Origin of the sequence: Streptomyces sp. RGM 3693 (assembly GCF_050471125.1) — a bacterium.
GTDB lineage: Bacteria > Actinomycetota > Actinomycetes > Streptomycetales > Streptomycetaceae > Streptomyces.
In genome coordinates, this window is the sequence record NZ_JBMPPQ010000001.1 from 3,126,818 (window position 1) to 3,146,165 (window position 19,348).

The 19,348-nt window shown below is 72.6% G+C and carries 19 protein-coding genes; 13 read left to right on the top strand and 6 right to left on the bottom strand.

The genetic code is table 11. The features are described 5' to 3' along the window. Window positions 1-416: 416 nt before the first annotated feature. The 6 genes from ACO0M4_RS13655 to ACO0M4_RS13680 all read left to right on the top strand — a co-directional run bounded on the left by ACO0M4_RS13655 (window position 417) and on the right by ACO0M4_RS13680 (window position 5,718). On the top strand, window positions 417-1,199 hold the full coding sequence (locus ACO0M4_RS13655) for a 2-keto-4-pentenoate hydratase (protein ID WP_430370263.1): 783 nt from the start codon (window positions 417-419) through the stop codon (window positions 1,197-1,199). A gap of 88 nt (window positions 1,200-1,287) precedes the next feature. After that, complete coding sequence (locus ACO0M4_RS13660) at window positions 1,288-2,190, top strand: acetaldehyde dehydrogenase (acetylating) (protein WP_430370265.1); 903 nt, start codon at window positions 1,288-1,290, stop codon at window positions 2,188-2,190. Further along, window positions 2,187-3,212, top strand: a complete 1,026-nt coding sequence (gene dmpG / locus ACO0M4_RS13665; RefSeq protein ID WP_430370267.1) for a 4-hydroxy-2-oxovalerate aldolase — start codon at window positions 2,187-2,189, stop codon at window positions 3,210-3,212. The genes ACO0M4_RS13660 and dmpG overlap by 4 nt, the downstream gene beginning before the upstream one ends. 13 nt (window positions 3,213-3,225) lie before the next feature. Continuing rightward, on the top strand, window positions 3,226-4,362 hold the full coding sequence (locus ACO0M4_RS13670) for a Rieske 2Fe-2S domain-containing protein (RefSeq protein WP_430370269.1): 1,137 nt from the start codon (window positions 3,226-3,228) through the stop codon (window positions 4,360-4,362). 11 nt (window positions 4,363-4,373) lie between these two features. Next, window positions 4,374-4,643, top strand: a complete 270-nt coding sequence (locus ACO0M4_RS13675) for a hypothetical protein (RefSeq protein WP_430370270.1) — start codon at window positions 4,374-4,376, stop codon at window positions 4,641-4,643. Next, window positions 4,636-5,718, top strand: a complete 1,083-nt coding sequence (locus ACO0M4_RS13680) for a 2Fe-2S iron-sulfur cluster-binding protein (protein ID WP_430370271.1) — start codon at window positions 4,636-4,638, stop codon at window positions 5,716-5,718. The genes ACO0M4_RS13675 and ACO0M4_RS13680 overlap by 8 nt, the downstream gene beginning before the upstream one ends. A gap of 145 nt (window positions 5,719-5,863) precedes the next feature. Here ACO0M4_RS13680 and ACO0M4_RS13685 read toward each other — a convergent pair whose 3' ends face one another. Then, window positions 5,864-6,739 carry an IclR family transcriptional regulator gene (locus ACO0M4_RS13685; protein ID WP_430370272.1) on the bottom strand — a complete coding sequence of 292 codons (876 nt, stop codon included), beginning with the start codon at window positions 6,737-6,739 and terminating at the stop codon, window positions 5,864-5,866. Window positions 6,740-6,955: 216 nt separating this feature from the next. Here ACO0M4_RS13685 and hsaA point away from each other — a divergent pair, with 216 nt between their 5' ends. From hsaA to ACO0M4_RS13715, 6 genes are read left to right on the top strand one after another with little or no spacing between them, the layout of a single operon-like run. Further along, complete coding sequence (hsaA, locus tag ACO0M4_RS13690) at window positions 6,956-8,125, top strand: 3-hydroxy-9,10-secoandrosta-1,3,5(10)-triene-9,17-dione monooxygenase oxygenase subunit (RefSeq protein WP_430370273.1); 1,170 nt, start codon at window positions 6,956-6,958, stop codon at window positions 8,123-8,125. Then, window positions 8,122-8,985 carry a 4,5:9,10-diseco-3-hydroxy-5,9,17-trioxoandrosta-1(10),2-diene-4-oate hydrolase gene (hsaD, locus tag ACO0M4_RS13695; protein ID WP_430370275.1) on the top strand — a complete coding sequence of 288 codons (864 nt, stop codon included), beginning with the start codon at window positions 8,122-8,124 and terminating at the stop codon, window positions 8,983-8,985. The genes hsaA and hsaD overlap by 4 nt, the downstream gene beginning before the upstream one ends. Window positions 8,986-9,012: 27 nt before the next feature. After that, entirely contained in the window at window positions 9,013-9,909 is an 897-nt protein-coding gene (locus ACO0M4_RS13700; RefSeq protein WP_430370277.1) for a VOC family protein, read from the top strand. Next, window positions 9,897-10,382: a flavin reductase family protein gene (locus ACO0M4_RS13705; protein WP_430370279.1), complete on the top strand. Its 486-nt coding sequence runs from the start codon at window positions 9,897-9,899 to the stop codon at window positions 10,380-10,382. The genes ACO0M4_RS13700 and ACO0M4_RS13705 overlap by 13 nt, the downstream gene beginning before the upstream one ends. Window positions 10,383-10,385: 3 nt before the next feature. Next, entirely contained in the window at window positions 10,386-11,294 is a 909-nt protein-coding gene (locus ACO0M4_RS13710; RefSeq protein WP_430370281.1) for a MaoC/PaaZ C-terminal domain-containing protein, read from the top strand. Between the two features lie 26 nt (window positions 11,295-11,320). Then, window positions 11,321-12,985 (top strand): FAD-dependent oxidoreductase, encoded by a 1,665-nt coding sequence (locus tag ACO0M4_RS13715; RefSeq protein ID WP_430370283.1) that lies wholly within the window; start codon window positions 11,321-11,323, stop codon window positions 12,983-12,985. Window positions 12,986-13,591: 606 nt separating this feature from the next. Here ACO0M4_RS13715 and ACO0M4_RS13720 read toward each other — a convergent pair. Beyond that, window positions 13,592-13,822, bottom strand: a complete 231-nt coding sequence (locus ACO0M4_RS13720; protein ID WP_430370284.1) for a hypothetical protein — start codon at window positions 13,820-13,822, stop codon at window positions 13,592-13,594. Window positions 13,823-13,981: 159 nt separating this feature from the next. Between ACO0M4_RS13720 and ACO0M4_RS13725 the strand changes: the two genes are divergently transcribed. Then, a complete protein-coding gene (locus ACO0M4_RS13725; RefSeq protein ID WP_430370285.1) occupies window positions 13,982-14,902 on the top strand; it encodes a DMT family transporter in 921 nt (306 codons plus the stop codon). Here the strand turns inward: ACO0M4_RS13725 and ACO0M4_RS13730 are convergent. From ACO0M4_RS13730 to ACO0M4_RS13745, 4 genes are all read right to left on the bottom strand, one after another. Next, a complete protein-coding gene (locus ACO0M4_RS13730) occupies window positions 14,890-15,912 on the bottom strand; it encodes a TolB-like translocation protein (protein ID WP_430370287.1) in 1,023 nt (340 codons plus the stop codon). The genes ACO0M4_RS13725 and ACO0M4_RS13730 overlap by 13 nt on opposite strands. Further along, entirely contained in the window at window positions 15,909-17,246 is a 1,338-nt protein-coding gene (locus ACO0M4_RS13735; RefSeq protein ID WP_430370288.1) for an MFS transporter, read from the bottom strand. Before ACO0M4_RS13735 ends, ACO0M4_RS13730 begins: the two co-directional genes overlap by 4 nt. A 6-nt stretch (window positions 17,247-17,252) precedes the next feature. Next, the gene (locus tag ACO0M4_RS13740; protein WP_430370290.1) at window positions 17,253-18,146 is read right to left on the bottom strand and encodes an alkaline phosphatase family protein; all 894 of its coding nucleotides are present in this window, start codon (window positions 18,144-18,146) and stop codon (window positions 17,253-17,255) included. A 215-nt stretch (window positions 18,147-18,361) separates the two neighbouring features. Next, the gene (locus ACO0M4_RS13745) at window positions 18,362-19,321 is read right to left on the bottom strand and encodes a trypsin-like serine peptidase (protein WP_430370291.1); all 960 of its coding nucleotides are present in this window, start codon (window positions 19,319-19,321) and stop codon (window positions 18,362-18,364) included. Window positions 19,322-19,348 lie beyond the last annotated feature (27 nt).

A 19,348-nucleotide genomic window follows, 5' to 3' on the forward strand; every position in this document is an offset into this window, starting at 1 on the left:
AGAAACGCAGACCCATGGACGAAAAGAGACCGGCACCGGACCACTCACCTCGGCCCCCACTCACCGTCTTTCCCCACCCCTCCGGCCCGTCACCGCACCCAACAGCCCCGCGCAGCGGACAATAGCCCCCGCCGCAGGCGAAACGACGCCGCACCCGGCAACGTACGAGGCCAGCCAAGCGCAGCGGACCGGCCCCGCGCAGCGGACAATAGCCCCCGCCGCAGGCGAAACGACGCCGCACCCGGCAACGTACGAGCCAGCCCGGCGCAGCCGGGGCGCACAACCCGAACCCCCACGGCGAGGCACCCAACCACGTGGGAGGCCACAAATCCCGCTGAGCGGGAACGCACGCTCCCCCGCCGCCCACCGCGGCCCTTAGCCTCCCGGCACAGACCGACCGCCCCGTGGAGGACCATATGCTCACGGACCGCCAACGGCAGCTCGCGGCACGGCAGTTGCGTGATGCCGAGCGCACCGGCCGGCCCGTCGCCCCGCTCACCGGGGAGTTGCCCGGCCTCGACGCCGACGACGCCTACGAGATCCAACTGCTCAACATTCAGGAGCGGCAACGGGCGGGCGCCACCGTCACCGGGCACAAGGTCGGGCTCTCGTCCGAGGTCATGCAGCGGATGATGGGCGTCGACGAGCCCGACTACGGCCACCTGCTGGACGACATGGAGCTGCACCCCGGCACCCCCGTCCCGCTCGCCCGCTACTGCGCCCCGCGCATCGAGGTCGAGGTCGGCTTCGTGCTCGGTGACGATCTGCCGGGCGAGGGCTGCACCCCCGACGACGTCCTCGCCGCGACCGAACGGGTCGTCCCCGTCTTGGAGTTGATCGACAGCCGGATCCGCGACTGGCGGATCACGCTGCCCGACACCGTCGCCGACAACGCCTCCTCCGCCGGGTACGCCATCGGCGACGGTCGCGACCCGCGCGAACTGGATCTCAAGGCCGTTGACGCGGTACTGCACCGCGGGACCGAGCGGATCGCCGAGGGACGCAGCGACGCCGTCCTCGGCGACCCCACCCTCGCCGTTGCCTGGCTCGCCCGGACCGTCGCCCGCTTCGGCGTACCCCTGAGGAAGGGGCACCTGGTCCTGCCCGGCTCCTGCACCCGGGCCGTCGACGTCGCCTCCGGGGCGACCTTCACCGCCGATTTCACCGGGCTCGGCCCGGTCTCGCTCTCCTTCGTCTGAGGACCCGGCGGCCGGGAGACCCACGCGGGCCGGCCCGGCCACCGGCGGATCCACAGCTCCCCTCAGCCCCTTCACCCGAGAGGTGATGATGACCCGCACGTCCAAGGCCACCGCGGCCATCGTCGGTTCCGGCAACATCGGCACCGACCTGCTGTACAAGCTCCAGCGCTCCCCGCTGATCGAACCCCGCTGGATGATCGGCGTGGACCCGGACAGCGAGGGGCTCGCCCGGGCCCGTCGCGCCGGTGTCGAGGCCAGCCACGAGGGCGTGGACTGGCTCCTGGCCCAGGACGAGACCCCGGACCTGGTCTTCGAGGCCACCTCCGCCGCCGTCCACCGCGCCAACGCCCCGCGCTACGCCGAACGCGGTATCAAGGCCATCGACCTGACCCCGGCCGCGGTCGGCCCCGCCGTCGTCCCGCCCGCCAACCTCACCGCGCACCTCGACGCCGACAACGTCAACATGATCACCTGCGGCGGACAGGCCACCATCCCCATGGTGTACGCGGTCTCCCGGGTGGTCCCGGTCCCCTACGCGGAGATCGTCGCCTCGGTCGCCTCCGTCTCGGCCGGGCCCGGAACCCGCGCCAACATCGACGAGTTCACCCGTACCACTGCCCGCGGCATCGAGCGGATCGGCGGCGCCGGGCGCGGCAAGGCGATCATCATCCTCAACCCCGCCGAGCCGCCGGTCATCATGCGCGACACCGTCTTCTGCTCGATCCCCGAGGACGCCGACCGGGACGCCATCGCCCAGTCCGTCAAGGAGGTCGCCGAGCAGGTCGCCACCTACGTTCCCGGCTACCGGCTGCGGGCCGAGCCGCAGTTCGACGATCCGTCGGTGGTCAACGGCGGGATGGCCCGCGTCGCGGTCTTCCTGGAGGTCGAGGGCGCCGGCGACTTCCTGCCGCCGTACGCCGGCAACCTCGACATCATGACCGCCGCCGCCACCAAGGTCGGCGAGGAGTTCGCGAAGGGCAGGCAGGCATGAAGAGCTACTCCGACACCCTCGACATCCGCATCACCGATTCCTCGCTGCGCGACGGTTCGCACGCCAAGCGGCACCAGTTCACCGTCGAGGACGTACGGTCCGTCGTCGCGGCGCTGGACGACGCGGGCGTGCCCGTCATCGAGGTCACCCACGGCGACGGGCTCGGCGGCTCCTCCTTCACCTACGGGTTCTCCAAGACGCCCGAGCAGGAGCTCATCAGGACCGCGGTGGAGACCGCCCGGCGGGCGAAGATCGCCTTCCTGATGCTGCCCGGCCTCGGCGTCAAGGACGACATCCGGGCCGCGCACGGCAACGGCGCCACCGTCTGCCGGATCGCCACCCACTGCACCGAGGCCGACATCTCCGTCCAACACTTCGGTCTGGCCCGCGAGATGGGCCTGGAGACCGTCGGTTTCCTGATGATGGCGCACTCCACCACCCCCGAGGCGCTCGCCCGGCAGGGCCGCATCATGGCGGACGCCGGCTGCCAGTGCGTCTACGTCGTCGACTCGGCCGGCGCGATGGTGATGGACGACGTCACCGAGCGCGTCCAGGCCCTGGTCGCCGAAGTCGGGGAGGACGTCCAGGTCGGCTTCCACGGCCACGAGAACCTCGCCCTGGGCACCGGCAACTCGATCGCCGCGATCCAGGCCGGCGCCCGCCAGATCGACGGCTCCACCCGCCGACTGGGCGCCGGCGCGGGCAACACCGCCGTCGAGGCGCTGGTCGCGGTCTGCGCCAAGATGGGCATCCGCACCGGGATCGACGTACTGAAGATCATCGACGCGGCGGAGGACGTGGTCCGCCCGGTCATGGAAGGCGAGTGCCAACTCGACCGGCTGGCGCTCCTGATGGGCCACGCCGGGGTCTACTCCAGTTTCCTCAAGCACGCCTTCCGGCAGGGCGAGCGGTACGGCGTGCCCGCCGCGCAGATCCTGCTGCGCGCCGGCGAACGCCGGCTCGTCGGCGGCCAGGAGGACCAGCTCATCGACATCGCCGTCGAACTCGCGGCGCAGAAGTAGCAGGGAGAGAACGATGACCGCACTCAACGACGAGGCCCGTGTCATCGAGGCGGCCGCGCCGCCCACCCGGTTCGCCCGGGGCTGGCACTGCCTGGGTCTGGCCGACACCTTCAAGGACGGCCAGCCGCACGAGATCGAGGCGTTCGGCACCAAACTCGTGGTGTTCCAGGGCGAGGACGATCGCGTCCTGCACGTCCTCAACGCCTACTGTCCCCACATGGGCGGCAACCTCGCCCGCGGCAGCGTCAAGGGCGACACCGTGGCCTGTCCGTTCCACGACTGGCGCTGGTCCGGGAACGGCCGCTGTGCCGGCATCCCGTACGCCCGCCGGGTCCCGCCGCGGGCCCGCACCCGGGCCTGGACCGCTCTGGAGCGCAATCAGCAGCTCTACGTCTGGCACGACCCCGAGGGCAACCCGCCGCCGCCCGAGGCCACCATCCCCGAGATCGCGGGCGCCGGCCACCCGGACTGGTCCGCCTGGTCCTGGAACACGCTGCGGGTCGACAACTCCAACTGCCGGGAGATCGTCGACAACGTCGTGGACATGGCGCACTTCTACTACATCCACTACTCGTTCCCGACGTACTTCAAGAACGTCTTCGACGGGCACATCGCCACCCAGTACATGGAGTCCTCGCCACGCGGCGACATCGACCTGACCACCCCCGCCTCGGTCGGCGACCTCCGTTCCGACGCCTCGTACTACGGCCCCTCCTACATGATCGACAAGCTGTGGACGGACGTCGGCGCCGAGGTCGAGATGGAGTCCGTCCTGATCAACTGCCACTATCCGATCGACGCCAACAGCTTCGTGCTGATGTACGGCGCGATCATCAAGAAGCTGCCCGGCATGACCGACGAGGAGGCCGCCGAGGCCGCCCGGCTGGCGTCCGAGGGGCTGAAGGTCGGCTTCGAGCAGGACGTGGAGATCTGGCAGCACAAGACCCGCATCGACAACCCCCTGCTGACCGAGGAGGACGGCCCGGTCTACCAACTCCGCCGCTGGTACGAGCAGTTCTACGTGGATGTCGCCGACGTCAAGGACGAGATGGTGCGCCGGTTCGAGTTCGAGATCGACACCGAACGGGCCAACACGGCCTGGCGCGCCGAGGTCGCCGACAACCTCGCCCGCCGCGCGGCCGGGGCCTGACGGTGCGGCCCGTGATCTGCGGGACCTGCGGGAACCAGGTCCTGTGCGAGAAGTTCAGCCCCGCCCACACCCAGGTGCAGTGGACCGGCGACGCCGCCGCGAGCTGCCCGCGGATCGGCGCGCGGGTGGCGGCCGGCGAGCCGAGCGCCCAGGTCCGCTCCTGCGACGCGCTGCGCGCCGGCATCGCCCGCGCGGTCGCCGACGGCAGCCTGCCGGTGGCCGACAAGGACGGCAACCCGGTGCCGGGCGCGGCCGCGGAACCGGCGGTGGCCGATGCCTGAACCGCGCACCCACCTGCTGCGGATCGCCGAGGTGGTCGAGGAGACCGCCGACGCCCGCTCGCTGGTCTTCGAACCGAACCCTCAACTCCCTTATCTTCCAGGGCAGTTCCTCACGTTCAAGCTGCCGGGGCGGGACGGTGGGGCGGCGGCCCGCTGTTACTCCCTCGCCAGTTCCCCGCACACCGGCGAACCGATGAAGGTCACCGTCAAACGGGTCCCGGGCGGCCACGGCTCCAACTGGCTGTGCGACCACGCCCGGCCCGGCACGGAACTGGAGGTGCTGCCGCCGGCCGGCACCTTCACCCCCGCCGCCCTCGACACCGACCTGCTGCTCATCGCCGGCGGCAGCGGCATCACACCCGTGATGTCGGTCCTGAAGTCGGCGCTCACCCAAGGCACCGCCCGGCACGTCCTGCTCTACGCCAACCGCACCGAGTCCACCGTCATCTTCCGCGGCGAACTGCGCGAACTGGCCGAGGACTACCCGGACCGGCTGGTGGTCCTGCACTGGCTGGAGAGCCTCCAGGGGCTGCCCGACCCGGGGCGGCTGGCCGCCGCCCTCGCCCCGCATGTCGGCCGCGAGGCGTACCTGTGCGGTCCGCAGCCGCTCATGGACGCCGCCGAACAGGCCCTGCGTTCCCTGGGCGCACCCCGCGAACGGCTGCACCGGGAGCGGTTCTTCTCGCTCAGCGGCGCCGCGGCGTTCGAGCCGCCGGAGTCGGTCGCGGCGGTCGCGGCGTTCGAGCCGGTCGCGGCAGCCGGCGCGGACCGGCCGGGCGACCCGGACCGGCCCGACCTGGGCGACGCCACCGCCCATGTCGAGCTCGACGGTGCGACCCACCAGGTTCGCTGGCCGGTCGGCACCCCGCTGCTGGACGCCCTGCTGGCCGCCGGGGTCGACGCGCCGTACTCCTGTCGCGAGGGTGCCTGCGCGGCCTGCACCTGCCGGGTCGTCAGCGGCGAGGTGACCATGACCCACAACGAGGTGCTGGACGCGGAGGACCTGGCCGAGGGCTACGTCCTGGCCTGCCAGGCGGTCGCGACCGGCGGCGAGGTGGCGATCAGCTACAGCTGACCGGCTGACCGGCTGACCGGCTGACCGGCTGACCGGCTGACCGGCGGGGCGGCGGGGGCGGTGGGGGCGGTGGGAAACCTTCCCGCCGCCCCCGCCGCACGTCCGTGCGCCACCCCCGCCGCGCCTCCCGTCACGTCACCCACCCTCACACCCATTCGCTGTCCCGCAGCCAGGCCAGGGTGTTCGCCATCGCCGCCGGCGACAGCACCGGCCCCGGGGGCGGCACCTCCGCGGCCCGGTGCGGCCGGACGGTGCGCCGCCCCGGCCCGAACAGCGACCGCCACACCGTCCGCGCGCAGTCCGCCACGGCCGGCGCGAGCCGGTCCAGATCCCGGTGCGCGCCGTTGCCGGAGAGCGAGATCGCGGCGATCGCCCGGCCCGAACCGCGCAGCGGCACGGCCACGCACGACACCCCCCGGTACGCCTCCTCGTGGTCGTAGGCGACGCCACGGGCCCGCGCCGTCGCCAGTTCGGTGCGCAGCGCCTCCGGCCGGCAGAGGGTCCGCGGCGTACGGGGCCGCAGCCCGCGCCGCACCACCTGCTCCACCACCGCGTCGTCGCTGAACGCCAGGATCGCCTTGCCGGAGGCCGTGCAGTACGCCGGCTGTCGGCCGCCCACCCGCGAGGGCACCACGGTGTCCGCCGCCCCGCCGATCCGCTCCACGTGGACCACCTCGGCGTCGTCCAACACCGCCAGGTGCACCAGGTGTCCGGTCGCCTCGTGGAGTTCGTGCAGATGGGGCAGGGCCGCCCGGCGCAGCCGGTGGTGGTGGGAGGCCAGCGCGCCCAGCTCCAGCATCCCCATGCCCAGCCGGTAGCCGCGGCCCTCCCGCTCCAGCCAGCGCAGCCCCAGCAACTGGTCCAGGATCCGGTGCGCCGACGAGCGCGGCACCCCCGAGCGCTGCACCACCTCGGTGAGGGTGAGCCGGGCCTCGGTACTGCTGAACGCGTTCATCACCCGCGCCGCCTTCTCCAGCAGCGACAGCGGCCCGCAGTCGCCCCCGGCAGTCTGCTCCGGCATCGGCACACCTCCCACAACAACGGCGAAACCCCAGGTCCAGGCCGAAACGGAGGCCGCCTACCGGGTTCTCGCGGATTGTCGCGAACGTTGCCAGCCCTCCCGCTGAGTGGGAAGAGGGTATTTCGTTTCGGAATAGTAAAGCGTAGGTTCCTGCCACCCCTGCCGCGGGACGGCGCGGCAGGGCCCTACCTCAGATCGAATCGAGAGGGGATGCGCATGCGCGACGAAGACGTCCTCGCAGCGGTCCGCGAACTCGCTCCCACCCTGCGTGAACGCGCCGCCGAGGCGGAGGAACTGCGCCGGGTGCCCGACACCTCCATCAAAGACCTCGCCGAGACCGGCTTCTTCCAGCTCCTCCAACCCCGGGCGTACGGCGGACTCGCCGCCGACCCGTTGGTGTTCTACCGCGCTGTCAAGGAGATCGCCCGGGCCTGCGGCTCCACCGGCTGGGTCGCCTCCGTCGTCGGTGTCCACCCCTGGCACGTGGCGCTCTTCGACCGGCGGGCCCAGGACGAGGTCTGGGGCGAGAACCGGCACACCCGCATCAGCTCCTCCTACGCCCCCACCAGCCAGGTCACCCCGGTCCGCGGCGGCTTCAAGATCTCCGGCCGCTGGCACTTCTCGTCCGGCTGCGACCACACCGACTGGGCACTGCTCGGCGGACTGGTCACCGACGCCGACGGCAAGCCCGTCGAGGTCTACACCTTCCTCGTGCCGCGCACCGACTACCGCATCATCGACGTCTGGGACACCGTCGGCCTGCGCGGCACCGGCAGCAACGACATCGTCGTCGACGACGTCTTCGTCCCCGAGCACCGCGCGCTCGGCTTCGGCCCGGTCAGCGCCCTCGACTGCCCCGGCCACGCCGTCAACCCCGAACCGCTCTACCGGCTGCCCTACGCCGCGGTCTTCACCACCACCATCTCCACCCCCCTCGTCGGCATCGCCCAGGGCGCCTACGAGGGCTACGTCGCCGCCACCCGGGAACGCTTCCGGGTCTCCTATGGCCAAAAGGTCGTCGAGGACCCCTTCGCCCAGGTCCGGATCGCCCGCGCGGCCAGCGACATCGACGCCGCCTGGCTCCAACTCAGCCGCAACATCAGCGAGTTGTACGACCTCGCGGTGCGCGGCGAAGACCTGCCGATGGCCCTGCGCACCCGCGCCCGCCGCGATCAGGTGCTCGCCACCGAACGTGCGGTGGCCGCCGTGGACCTGCTGATGGAGAACGCCGGCGGCAAGGCCATGCGCACCGGCCCCAACGCCGTCCAGCGCGCCTGGCGCGATGCGCACACCGGCCGCGGCCACGCCGCCAACGACCCGGAACGCGCCCTCGTCCTCTACGGCCAGGCCGCCCTCGGCCTCGACATCCAGGACACGATGCTGTGACCACCCACGCGAACCTCACCTACGCGAGCACCTCGAAGACCGCCAAGGCCGGGGAGCTCACCCTCCACTACAACGAGGCCGGCGACCCCGCCGCGCCCGCCGTGATCATGTTGCACGGCGGCGGCCCCGGCGCCTCCGGCTGGTCCAACTTCGGCCGCAACCTGCCGGTCTTCGCCGAGCACTTCCGCACCCTGCTGGTCGACCAGCCCTGCTACGGCGCCTCCGACAAGCCCGAGCCGACCAAGGACTTCTTCTCCTTCGCGGCCGACGCCGTCGCCGCCCTCATGGGCCAACTCGGCCTGGAGAAAGCCCACTTCATCGGCAACTCGCTGGGCGGCGGCACCGCCACCCGGATGGCGCTGGATCACCCGGACAAGGTCGACAAGCTCCTTCTCATGGGCCCCGGCGGCATCTCCGTCAACCTCTTCGCCCCCGACCCCACCGAAGGCATCAAGAAGCTCTTCGCCTTCAACGGCACCGCCGAACCCACCCGCGCCATGATGCGCGACTTCCTCACCACCCTCGCGTACGACCCCGCCCTGATCACCGACGCGTTCGTCGAGGAGCGCTACACCCGCGCCACCGACCCCGAGGCCAAGCTCGGCAACGACCGGATGGCCGCCTCGTTCGCCAAGTGGCCCGCCGACACCATGCTCTGGCGCGAGGCCCACCGCATCACCCACCCCACCCTGCTCACCTGGGGCCGCGAGGACCGCGTCAACCCGCTCGACGGCGCTCTGGTCGCCCTCAAGACCATCCCCGACGCCCGGCTGCACGTCTTCCCGCACTGCGGCCACTGGGCGCAGACCGAGAAGTTCGACGAATTCAACCGCCTCGCCCTCGACTTCTTCCGCCCCTGACGCCACCCGGCACCGAAAGGCACGGCCATGGACATTCGCTCTCTGGGCTATCTGCGCATCGAGACCGCCCGGCTCGCCGAGTGGCGCACCTACACCCTCGACATCCTCGGCATGGCCGAGGGCGCGGACAGCACCGACGAGGTGCTGCACGTCCGCATCGACGACCGGATCCGCCGCTTCTCCTTCGAGGCCGGCGCACAGGACCGGCTGCTGGCCGCCGGCTTCGAGGTCGCCGGAGCCGCGGCGCTCACCGAGGCGGCCGCCGAACTGGAGGCCGCCGGCGTCGCCGTGAAGCACGCCGACGAGGCCACCCTCGCCGACCGCCGCGTGCAGGGCCTCATCCACTGCACCGACCCGGCCGGCAACCCCCTGGAGATCTACTGGGGCCAGGCCCAGGACCACACCCCGCTCGGCACCCCCTACGGCAACCGCTTCGTCACCGGCGACCACCTCGGCCTCGGCCACGTCGTCCTGCCGGCCTCCGACATGGACGCCGCCGTCGCCTTCTACGAGGACCTGCTCGGCTTCCAACTGCGCGACCGGATGAAACTCCCCCCGATCGCCGTCCCGACCGGCGAACCCGGCCGCGACCACTACTGGATGAACTTCCTCAGCCCCAACGCCCGCCACCACAGCCTCGGCCTCTACCCCGGCGCCCTGCCGCCCGGCATCGTCCACTTCATGGTCGAACTGGAGACCCTCGACGACGTCGGCTTCTGCCTGGACCGGATGAACAAGGCCAACATCCCCATCGCCTCCTCCCTGGGCCGGCACTCCAACGACCACATGGTCTCCTTCTACGCCCAGGCCCCCGGCGGCTTCCAGGTCGAATACGGCTGGGACGGCCTCCTCGTCGACCCCGCCACCTGGGTCACCAAGGAGATCACCGCCGACAGCTTCTGGGGCCACCAGTGGAACGGCTGATCGACCCCACGGCGTTCCGGGACGTCCTCGGCCGGTTCGCCAGTGGCATCACCATGGTCGCCACCCTCGGCCCCGACGGTGCCCCCGCCGGACTCGCCTGCCAGTCCTTCGCCTCGCTCTCCCTCGACCCGCCACTGATCCTGCTCTGCGTCGGCAAGCACTCCACCAGCTGGCCGCGGATCGAGGCCGCCGGCCGCTTCGCCGTCAGCGTCCTCGCCGAGGAACACCGGGAGGCGTGCGCCTCCCTCGCCGCGTCCGGCACCGACAAGTTCGCCCAACTGGCCTGGCGCCCCGGCCCGCACGGCACCGTCCACCTGGACGGCGCGCTGGCCACCGTGGACTGCGAGCTGGACGCCGTCCACGAGGCCGGCGACCACCTCCTCGTCACCGGCCGGGTCCTGGACCTGAACGCGCGCGAGGACGGCGCACCGCTGCTGTACTTCCGCGGCGGCTACGCGACGGGAGCCTTCTAAGACATGGCCAGCTCCCTCTTCAGCAAGCTCGGTCCACCGCCCATCGACGTCGCCGAGGTCACCTCCGCACCACCCGTGCGCACCGAGGTCACCTGGGACGACCGCGATGTGCGGCTCTACCACCTCGCGCTCGGCGCGGGCGTCCCCGAGACCGACGACCACGAACTGGCCTACGTCTACGAGCGGCACGCCCGCGGCCTGACGGTGCTCCCCACCTTCGGCACCGTGGCCGGCGGCACCGGCGGCATCGGCTTCCAGGTCTTCGACCTGCCCGGCGTCCACCTCGACCTGGCGCAGGCACTGCACGGCGGCCAGGAGATCACCGTGCACCGCCCGCTGCCCGCCGCCGCCCGGGCCACCGCCGTCACCCACGTCCCCGCCGTGTACGACAAGGGCCGGGCCGCCGTCCTCGTCCAGGAGTCCACCCTCCTCGACGAGGACGAACGGCCGCTGCTCACCCAGCGCAACCACATCTTCGTGCACGGCGCCGGTGGCTTCGGCGGCGACCGCGGCCCGAGTGACCCCACCCCCGTCCCCGACCGGGCCCCCGACCACCTCTTCGACCTGCCGACGCTGCGTCAGCAGGCCCTCCTCTACCGCCTGACCGGCGACTGGAACCCGCTGCACGCCGACCCCGCCACCGCCCGCGCCGCCGGCTACGACCGCCCGATCCTGCACGGCCTGTGCACCTTCGGCATGGCCGTCAAGGCCGTCACCGACCGGCTGCTGCGGTCCGACCCGACCAAGGTCACCGGCTGCCGCACCCGCTTCGCCGGCGTCTTCCTCCCCGGCGAGACCCTGCGGCTGCACCTGTGGCACCACCCCGAAGGCGACGGCTACCTGCTCCGCGCCACCGCCCCGGACCGCGACGACGCGGTGGTCCTCAGCCACGCCGCCGTCACCGTCCGCTGACCACCCACCGCACCAACGGAGCTGCGATGAAAGACAGTTGGGACCACACCTACGACGTCGTGATCGCCGGGTCCGGCGCGGCCGGCTTCGCCGCCGCACTCACCGCCCGGCTGCGCGGCCTGCGCGCCCTGATCATCGAGAAGACCGACCACTACGGCGGCTCCACCGCCCTGTCCGGCGGCGCGATCTGGGTACCCACCAACTTCCACCTGGACGCCGCCGGCCTCGGCGACACCCGCGAGAAGGCCCGCGCCTACCTGGACGCCACCGTCGGCGACCGCGTCCCGGACGCCCTCAAGGACGCCTACCTCACCAACGGGCCCCGTATGGTCCGGGAGTTCCACGACCGCACCGCCGTCCGGTTCGTCTACACCCCCGGCTACTCCGACTACTTCCCCGAGCGGCTCGGCGGCTACCCGCAGGGCCGGTCCGTCGAACCCGCCATCTTCGACTTCACCACCCTCACCGCCGAACAGCGCCGCACCATGCGCCGCGCCGGCCTGCCCACCTACGGGCTCACCATCACCAGCTACGACTTCCGCTACCTCAACATGGTCGCCCGCACCTGGGCCGGCCGCCGCGCCTCCCTCAAGGTCGGGCTGCGCGCCGCCAAGGCCCTCGCCACCGGCGCCAAACCGCTCTCCCTCGGCGAGGCCCTGATCGCCCGAATGCGGCACTCCCTCGCCACCCTCGGCGGCGACCTGTGGCTGTCCACCCCGCTCACCGGCCTCATCGAGGAGAACGGCCGGATCACCGGCGTCCGCGCCCAGCGCAACGGCCGCGAGGTCACCATCCGCGCCACCGGCGGCGTCATCCTGGCCTCCGGCGGCTTCTCCCACAACCAACGACTCCGCGAGAAACACCTCCCCGCGCCCACCTCCACCGCCTGGTCCTCCGCCTCCGAGGGCCAGACCGGCGACGCCCTCCAACTCGGCATCGAGGCCGGCGCCGCCACCGACCTCCTGGACAAGGTCTGGGGCGCCCCCTCGGTCTGCCCGCCCGGCGAACGCCCCTTCTTCCTCGTCGCCGACCGCGGCATCCCCGGCATGATCATCGTCAACCAGGCCGGCGAGCGCTACGCCAACGAGGCCGCCCCGTACCACGAGTTCGTCGACGCGATGTACGCCCGGCACACCGCCGAGGCGTCCACCGTCCCGTCCTGGCTGATCCTCGACGCCCGCGCCAAGTCCCGATACCTCTTCACGGGCCTCTTCCCCGGCCAGCCCTTCCCCCGGAAGTGGCTCGCCGACGGCTTCGTCAAGAAGGCCGACTCGGTCGCCGACCTGGCACGCGCGACCAGCACCCCCGCCGACCGCCTCACCGCCACCCTCGACCGCTTCAACGCCTTCGCCCGGACCGGCCGCGACGACGACTTCCACCGCGGCGACAGCGTCTACGACCGCTACTACGGCGACCCCACCCTGCCCAACCCCAACCTCGCCCCGCTCACCCAACCGCCCTACTACGCCATCCCCGTCCACCCCGGCGACATCGGCACCAAGGGCGGCCTGGTCACCGACGCGGACGCCCGCGTACTGCGGGAGGACGGCAGCCCCATCGACGGCCTCTACGCCTCCGGCAACGTCTCGGCCGCCCCGATGGGCGAAACGTATCCGGGCCCGGGCGCGACGATCGGCCCCGCGATGACCTTCAGTTGGGCTGCGGTCAACCACGTCGCTGCGCGGGGTTGACCTTCGCTGCGCGGGTCCGCTGCGCGGGGCCGGTCCGCTGCGCGGGGCGCCTTCGTACGTTGTTGGCTTCCTCGCCGTTGCGCCTGCGGCGGGCGGGTCCGCTGCGCGGGGCTGTTGGGTGCGGTGCCGGGCCTGCGGGGGTGGTGTGCAGGACTGCTGCGCTTTACGTCCTGCACACCACCCCCTCCGGCCCGTCCCCTCCCGTTGTGGGTGGGAAAGACAGGTGGGTGCGGCCGAAGGTGAGTGGTCCAGTACCGGTCACCACTCAACAAAGAACCCGCAGCAGCCCAGCTAGGCGTACTCCCACTCACCGTTCCTCCACCCACACACGGGAGGGGACGGGTCTGCGGGGCAGGGGTAGGCCGGACGTAAAGCGCAGCAGTTCGGCCTACCCCTGCCCCGCAGACCCGGCACCGCACCCAACAGCCCCGCGCAGCGGACCCGCGCCGCAGGCGAAACGGAGCCGCACCCGGCAACGTACGGGCAAGTCCCGCGCAACCGCACGGCGGTGCCGGGTCGGCGGGAGGGGCGTGCGGCGACATGGCGGTCCTTTCGTCGGGCCCGGGCCGGTGGGCCTGGGGCCTGGGGCCCGGGGCCGGCCGGGCGTCAGCCGATCGCCACGTGCTCCCATTGGAGCACCGGGTGCGGCTCCGGCCCCGCCTGCCCCTCCGCCGACACTGGCCATGGCATCAGCACCGGCGAGGGCCGCCCCGGTGCGACCGTGCGCCGGGCCGAGCCGCCGGGGCCCGGGTCGGAGGGCGGTGCGGAGGTGCAGCCGGCCGCGGCGACGGAGGCGGCGGTCAGCGCGGTGGCGAGGAGGGGTGAGATGCGACGCACGGTCTCACGGTGCGGGAGGGGCGCCGGGTGGCCAAGCGACGCGCCGGGGTGTCACGCGGACGAACGACAGCCACGGACCCTCCTGCACGACTGTGCCGGGCGGCCCGGCCGGGCTGCGGTTAGCGTCGGGGCGGGGTCGGTCGAGGGAGAGGTGGGCGCGTGACGGTGTGGGTGCCCGTCGTCTTCGCGGTGCTCGCGGCGGCGTGCAACGCGCTGTCCACGGTGCTCCAGCGCCGCGCGGCGCGCACCGTGCCGGTCTCCGGCCGGCTCCGGCTCGGCCTCTTCGCCGATCTGTTGCACCGGGCGGCGTGGCTCGGCGGGATGCTGATGGTGCTGCCGGCCGCCTGCTTCCAGGCGTTGGCGCTGTCGCTGGGCGCACTGTCGGTGGTGCAGCCGATCTTCGTGTTGGAGCTCCCGTTGGCCCTGCTCATCGGCCGGGTGCTGCTCGGCGGGCCGGTGCCGGTGCGGATCTCCGGGCGCGGCTGGGCCGGTGTGGGCCTCCTGGTCGTGGGGTTGGGCAGCGCACTGGCGGCGGCCGCACCCACCGTCGGCCGGGACCACGCCCCGCTGAGCCGCTGGGTGCCCGCCCTGGTGGTCTGCGCGTCGGTGATCGCGGTGACGGTCGGGGCGGGACTGCGCCGCGGTGCCGGCAGCGTGCGCGCGGCCTGCTTCGGCGCCGCGACCGCGGTGGGCTACGCGCTCACCGCCGCTCTGCTCAAGGACGCCACGCACGCGTGGGAGCGCGGCGGTCCGGCCGAGTTCTTCGTGTCCTGGCAGACCTATGGTTTCGCGCTCACCGGTGTGCTGGCGCTGTTCATGATGCAGAACGCCATGCAGTCCGGTCCGTTGACCGCCTCCCAGCCGGTGCTCACCCTGGGGGACGCGTTGATCAGCCTGTCGCTGGGGGTGACGCTCTTCGACGAACAGGTCCGCATCGGGTGGTGGCTGGTGCCCGAGGCGCTGGGCGTCGGCCTGATCCTGTGGGGTGCGGTCCTGCTGTCCCAGGTTTCGCTCGCCCGGGACCTGGCGACCGGTCAGATGGGGGAACGATTGGACCGGCCGCCGGCTCACCCGACGTAAGCGGGTGCGACCGCCGACGTCATGCTCCGGCGGGCGGTGCCCGAGCCGTTGGCCGGGACCGTCCACAGGTCCGAGCCGTAGTCGCCGGGCAGGGCGTAGACCAGGGTGCCGTGGTCGGACCAGAGTGCCTGGTCGTCGATGTTGCGGTGCTCGGCGGTGGCGGTCTCCTGCATGGTGGCGAGGGTCAGGACGTAGAGCCGCCAGGGGGCGTCGGGGGAGGCACCGGGGACGCGTTTCTTGTACGCGATCCGGGTGCCGTCGGGGGAGAGCGAGGGGCACTCGACGTTGCCGTGCAGGGTGGTCAAGGTGCGGGCGGTGCGGTCGCCACGGACGAGGTAGGTCCGGCCGCCGGTGGCGAGGGTCGCGTAGAAGTGGGTGTCGTCGGCGAAGGTGACGCCCCAGATGTTGATGTCGGAGGCGTGGTGGGGCCGGCCGTCCTTGATGACGGCGTACTCCTCCAGGTTGTCGTCCAGCGCCCAGGTGCGGGTGTCGGCGAGCGCGGTGCGGGTGGAGAAGGCGGTGCCCGCGTACGAGTCGCCGCTGACGAAGACGGTCCAGGCGACCGTGTGGCCGGAGGGGGAGACCCGGGCCCGGGTCGGGATGCCGGGCGCCGGGAAGCGGTGCCGCACCCGGAGGTGGGAGTCGAGGACCACCGCCCGGTAGGTGTCCTGTAGGGCGCCGCGTTCGGCCTGGAGGCAGATGCCGGTGCCGGCGGCGGCGTGGAAGCGCAGGCACTTCACTCCGGAGGCGGTGCGCGGGCCCTGCGGCTGCCCGGCCGGCACCGCGGCGATCTCGTCGCGGTGCGGGCCCCAGGCGAGGTTGCGCACCAGCAACTGCCGTTCCCCGGCCCGGTTGAGCGAGACGGCACCGGTGTGGACGGCCGGGCCGCCGGCCTGCTGCCGGTCGCGGACGGCGGACCGGTCGGCGGCCCGCAGCACCGCGGCGGTGCCGACCGCCCCCAGCAACACCACCGCGAACAGCAGCACGGCCAGGCGGGTCTTCCGGTTCATCGGGGTGCTCCCTGGGGGGTAGGGCGGTCATCGTCGGGGCTGCGGTCCGGGGCCGGTGCGTCGGTGGTCCGCAGCAGCCGCGCGGCGATCAGCGCGGCGACCGCGAGTGCGCCGGCGGCCACCGCCAGCGCGGCCCGTCCGTCCCACAGGCTCCAGGCCGCGCCGAACGCCAGCGAGCAGACGAACCGGGCCAGTGCCTGGCCGGTTCCCACCAGGGCCTGTCCGGCGCCCAGGTGCTCCGCCGGGACCGCGCCCGCGGTGGCGGCGGCCAGCACTCCGTCGGTGGCCGCGTAGAACGCACCGTGCAGGACGAGCACCGCGAGCACGGTGCCCGGGCCGCGCAGCGGGGAGAGCACCAGCCCGTACGCGAGGAGCAGTGCGGCGTGCCCGGCCAGGAAGAGCCGGCGCCGCCCGGCCCGGTCGGCGAGCGCGCCCAGCGGCACGGCGAGCAGCAGGAAGGCCGCGGCGGTGCCCAGCGGCAGCAGCGGGAACAGGTCGGCGGGCACGCCCAGTTCGCGCTGGAGGAGGAGGTAGAGGAAGGCGTCGCTGACGGTGGTGAGCCCGAGCAGGGTGGCGCACAGCGTCAGCCGGCGCAGTCCGGGGCGGCGGAGCAGGGCCAGCGAGTCACGCAGGGTGGGGCGGGCGGGAGCGGGCGCGGAGCCGGGTGCCGGGGCGGCGACCGCGGGCCGGGCCGGGACGAACAGCACCAGTACCAGTACGCCCAGCGCCGCCACGCACGTGCTCACCGTGAACACCGCGTCGTAGCCGTCGACCGCGATCCGCAGTACCGCGAACGCCGCCAGCGGTCCGAACAGCGCGCCGGCGGTGTCCATCGCGCGGTGCACCCCGAACGCCCGGCCGCGGTGCTCGGGCCGGGTGGCCAGCGAGATCATCGCGTCCCGGGGTGCGGTACGCAGTCCCTTGCCTGCGCGGTCCACGGCCAGCACCGCGCTGATCGCCGGCAGTCCTTGGGCGATCAGCAGCAGCGGTTTGCACACCGCGGACAGGCCGTAGCCGATGCCGGCGACCACCTTGTGCCGGCGGCCGCCGCCGTCCGCGAGGTGGCCGCCGGCGAGCCGGACCAGCGCCCCCACCCCGTTGTTGATGCCGTCCAACAGGCCGAAGCCCAGCGGCGACAGTCCGAGGGCGGTGACGACGTACAGCGGGAGCACCGCGGTGATCATCTCCGCGGAGACGTCGGTGATCAGGCTGACCGCGCCGAGCGCGAGCACCGTGCCGGGCACCGCGGGCCGCCGCCCCGGGCGGGTGCTGCCCGGGGCGGCGGTGGAACCGGTGGTGCCGGTCGTGTTGTTGCGGGAGTCCGCGAGGTACACGGGCCGTTAGTTCCAGATGCCGGTGACGTCGGACGCCGCGGCGGCATTGCCGGCGTGGCTGCTCAGACCGGCCAGGTCCTCCAGGGTGCGCAGGACGTTGTAGTGGTTGTACGTGGTGCCGCTGGAGCTGCCGGGCGTCACGTGCGCGCCGTAGAACAGCGTCGGGATGCGGTTGCCGGCCAGCCGGTTGTCCTCGTCGAAGGTGACGACCAGCATGCTGTTGTGGGCCTTGGCCCACTCCGCGTAGCCGCTCAGGTTGTTCTTGATCCAGGTGTCACCGGTGCCCACCGAGCAGTCGTGCATGTCGTTGCAGAGGTCCGGGATGACGAAGGAGACCTTCGGCAGGGTGCTGTAGTCGGACGGGAACTGGTCCATCGTCTGAGCGGTGTCCGTCGGCACGTTGGAGAAGCCGAACCACGGGTTGTGCTTCTGTGCGTAGTCCCCGCTGCTGCACGTCGTCGAGCCCTGGCTCGGCAGTCCCTCGTTGTAGCTCGCCCAGGTCTTGCCGGCGGCGATCAGCTCGGAGGCGAGGTTGGGCGCGGACATCGAACCGACCGGGACGCAACTGTCGTCGGTGCGGCCCTGGTTGGAGCCGGAGAAGAGCATGTAGTAGTTCGGCTCGCTGGGGTGGGTGAGGGCGAACGACTGGGTGAGGTCGGCGCCGCCGGCCTTGAGGGAGTTCAGGTAGGGCGCGCTGGAACTGCCGACCACCTGCCCGTAGGCGTGGTTCTCCAGCATCACCACGACCACGTGGTCGGGGGCGGGGAGCCCGGCGGTCTGCGCCGTGGCGGTGGCGCCGGTGGCGGCCCACAGCCCGAGCGAGGCGGCGGCGAGGGCGGTCGCGCCGGCCAGCGCGGTGAGGGAACGCCGGGTGCGCTTGCGCGCCTTGACTGCGGTCATGACTGTCCTCCGGACAGGAGTGACGAGCGTATGGGGGGAGGGAGCGCGGTAACCCTAGAAGCGCCCGGTGGACTCGGCCGCGTCCACCGGGTGAAGAACAAACGAACGAATTTCTCCACGGTCGAACGATGATGGTGGCGCCCAACCGGCCACGAGCACAGGGGAATTCCGGCCACCCCGCGGAAATCCCGCGGCCGGTGCGAGCCCCCGGCGGGTCAGGTCGCGGTGCGCGGCGCCGCCGGGGTGTCACCCCGTACCGCGTGCAGGTACAGCAGCGCCGTGTCGAGGGTGAAGTACGAGCTGTAGGAGATGTCCGGGGTGTCCCCGCCGGTGTGGTAGCCGCCGATCACGCCGATCAGGGCGTAGCCGTCGAAGTCCCGTACCAGGAACGGCCCTCCGGAGGTGCCGCCGATGTAGTCGGCGCAGGGGATCTCCAGGAAGTCGCCCGGGGCGGCCGGGTCGGTGCTGGTGTAGCGGTGCGTGGACGAGGAGCAGTCCAGCGGCTCGGGGTAGTGGGTGTCGCTGTTGCCGGGGTAGCCGATGAGCCGGACGTCGGGGTGGTTGTACCCGGGGTAGGGGAGGAGGTCGAAGCCACCGGTCACCTGCTGCACCCGGGCGCCGTCCTCGCGCGGGCCGACCCGGACCACCGCGTAGTCCCAGCGGGCGCCGCCGTCCGTGCCCAGGTCGTAGTAGCGCTGGTCGAGGTAGATCCGCTCGACGGGGTAGATGCCGTGCGGTTTGAGGCCGTCGTGGTACTGCGGCACGAACGACAGGTACTTCTTCGGGTCGGGGGAGCGCAGGCAGTGCCCGGCGGTGACCACGAGGTTGCGGTGCGGGCTGCGGACCACCGTTCCGCCGCAGAACCGGCCGGTGTTGCTGCCGTCGGTCCAGAAGAACGTGCCCACCTGGGGCAGCCCCTGGAAGGGGTGGCTGGGCGGTACCGGCGCGGCGGACGGACGTGGCGGCGACGGCTCCTGCCTCTTGACCACCACGGGTTCGGCGGCCTTCATGCGCCCCGCGGTCCAGTACGCGTCGACGGAGGAGGCCGGGTCACTCGGGGTGCCGGCGGCGTGCGCGGGCGGTGTGGGCACCGCGAGCAGTGCCAGGACGAGCACCAGCAGGGCGGCGAGCGGCGCGGGGACGGAGCGGCCGCGGGCGGCGAGAGGTCTGCCCATGGACGGGTTCCTTTCGGGCGGAGGGTA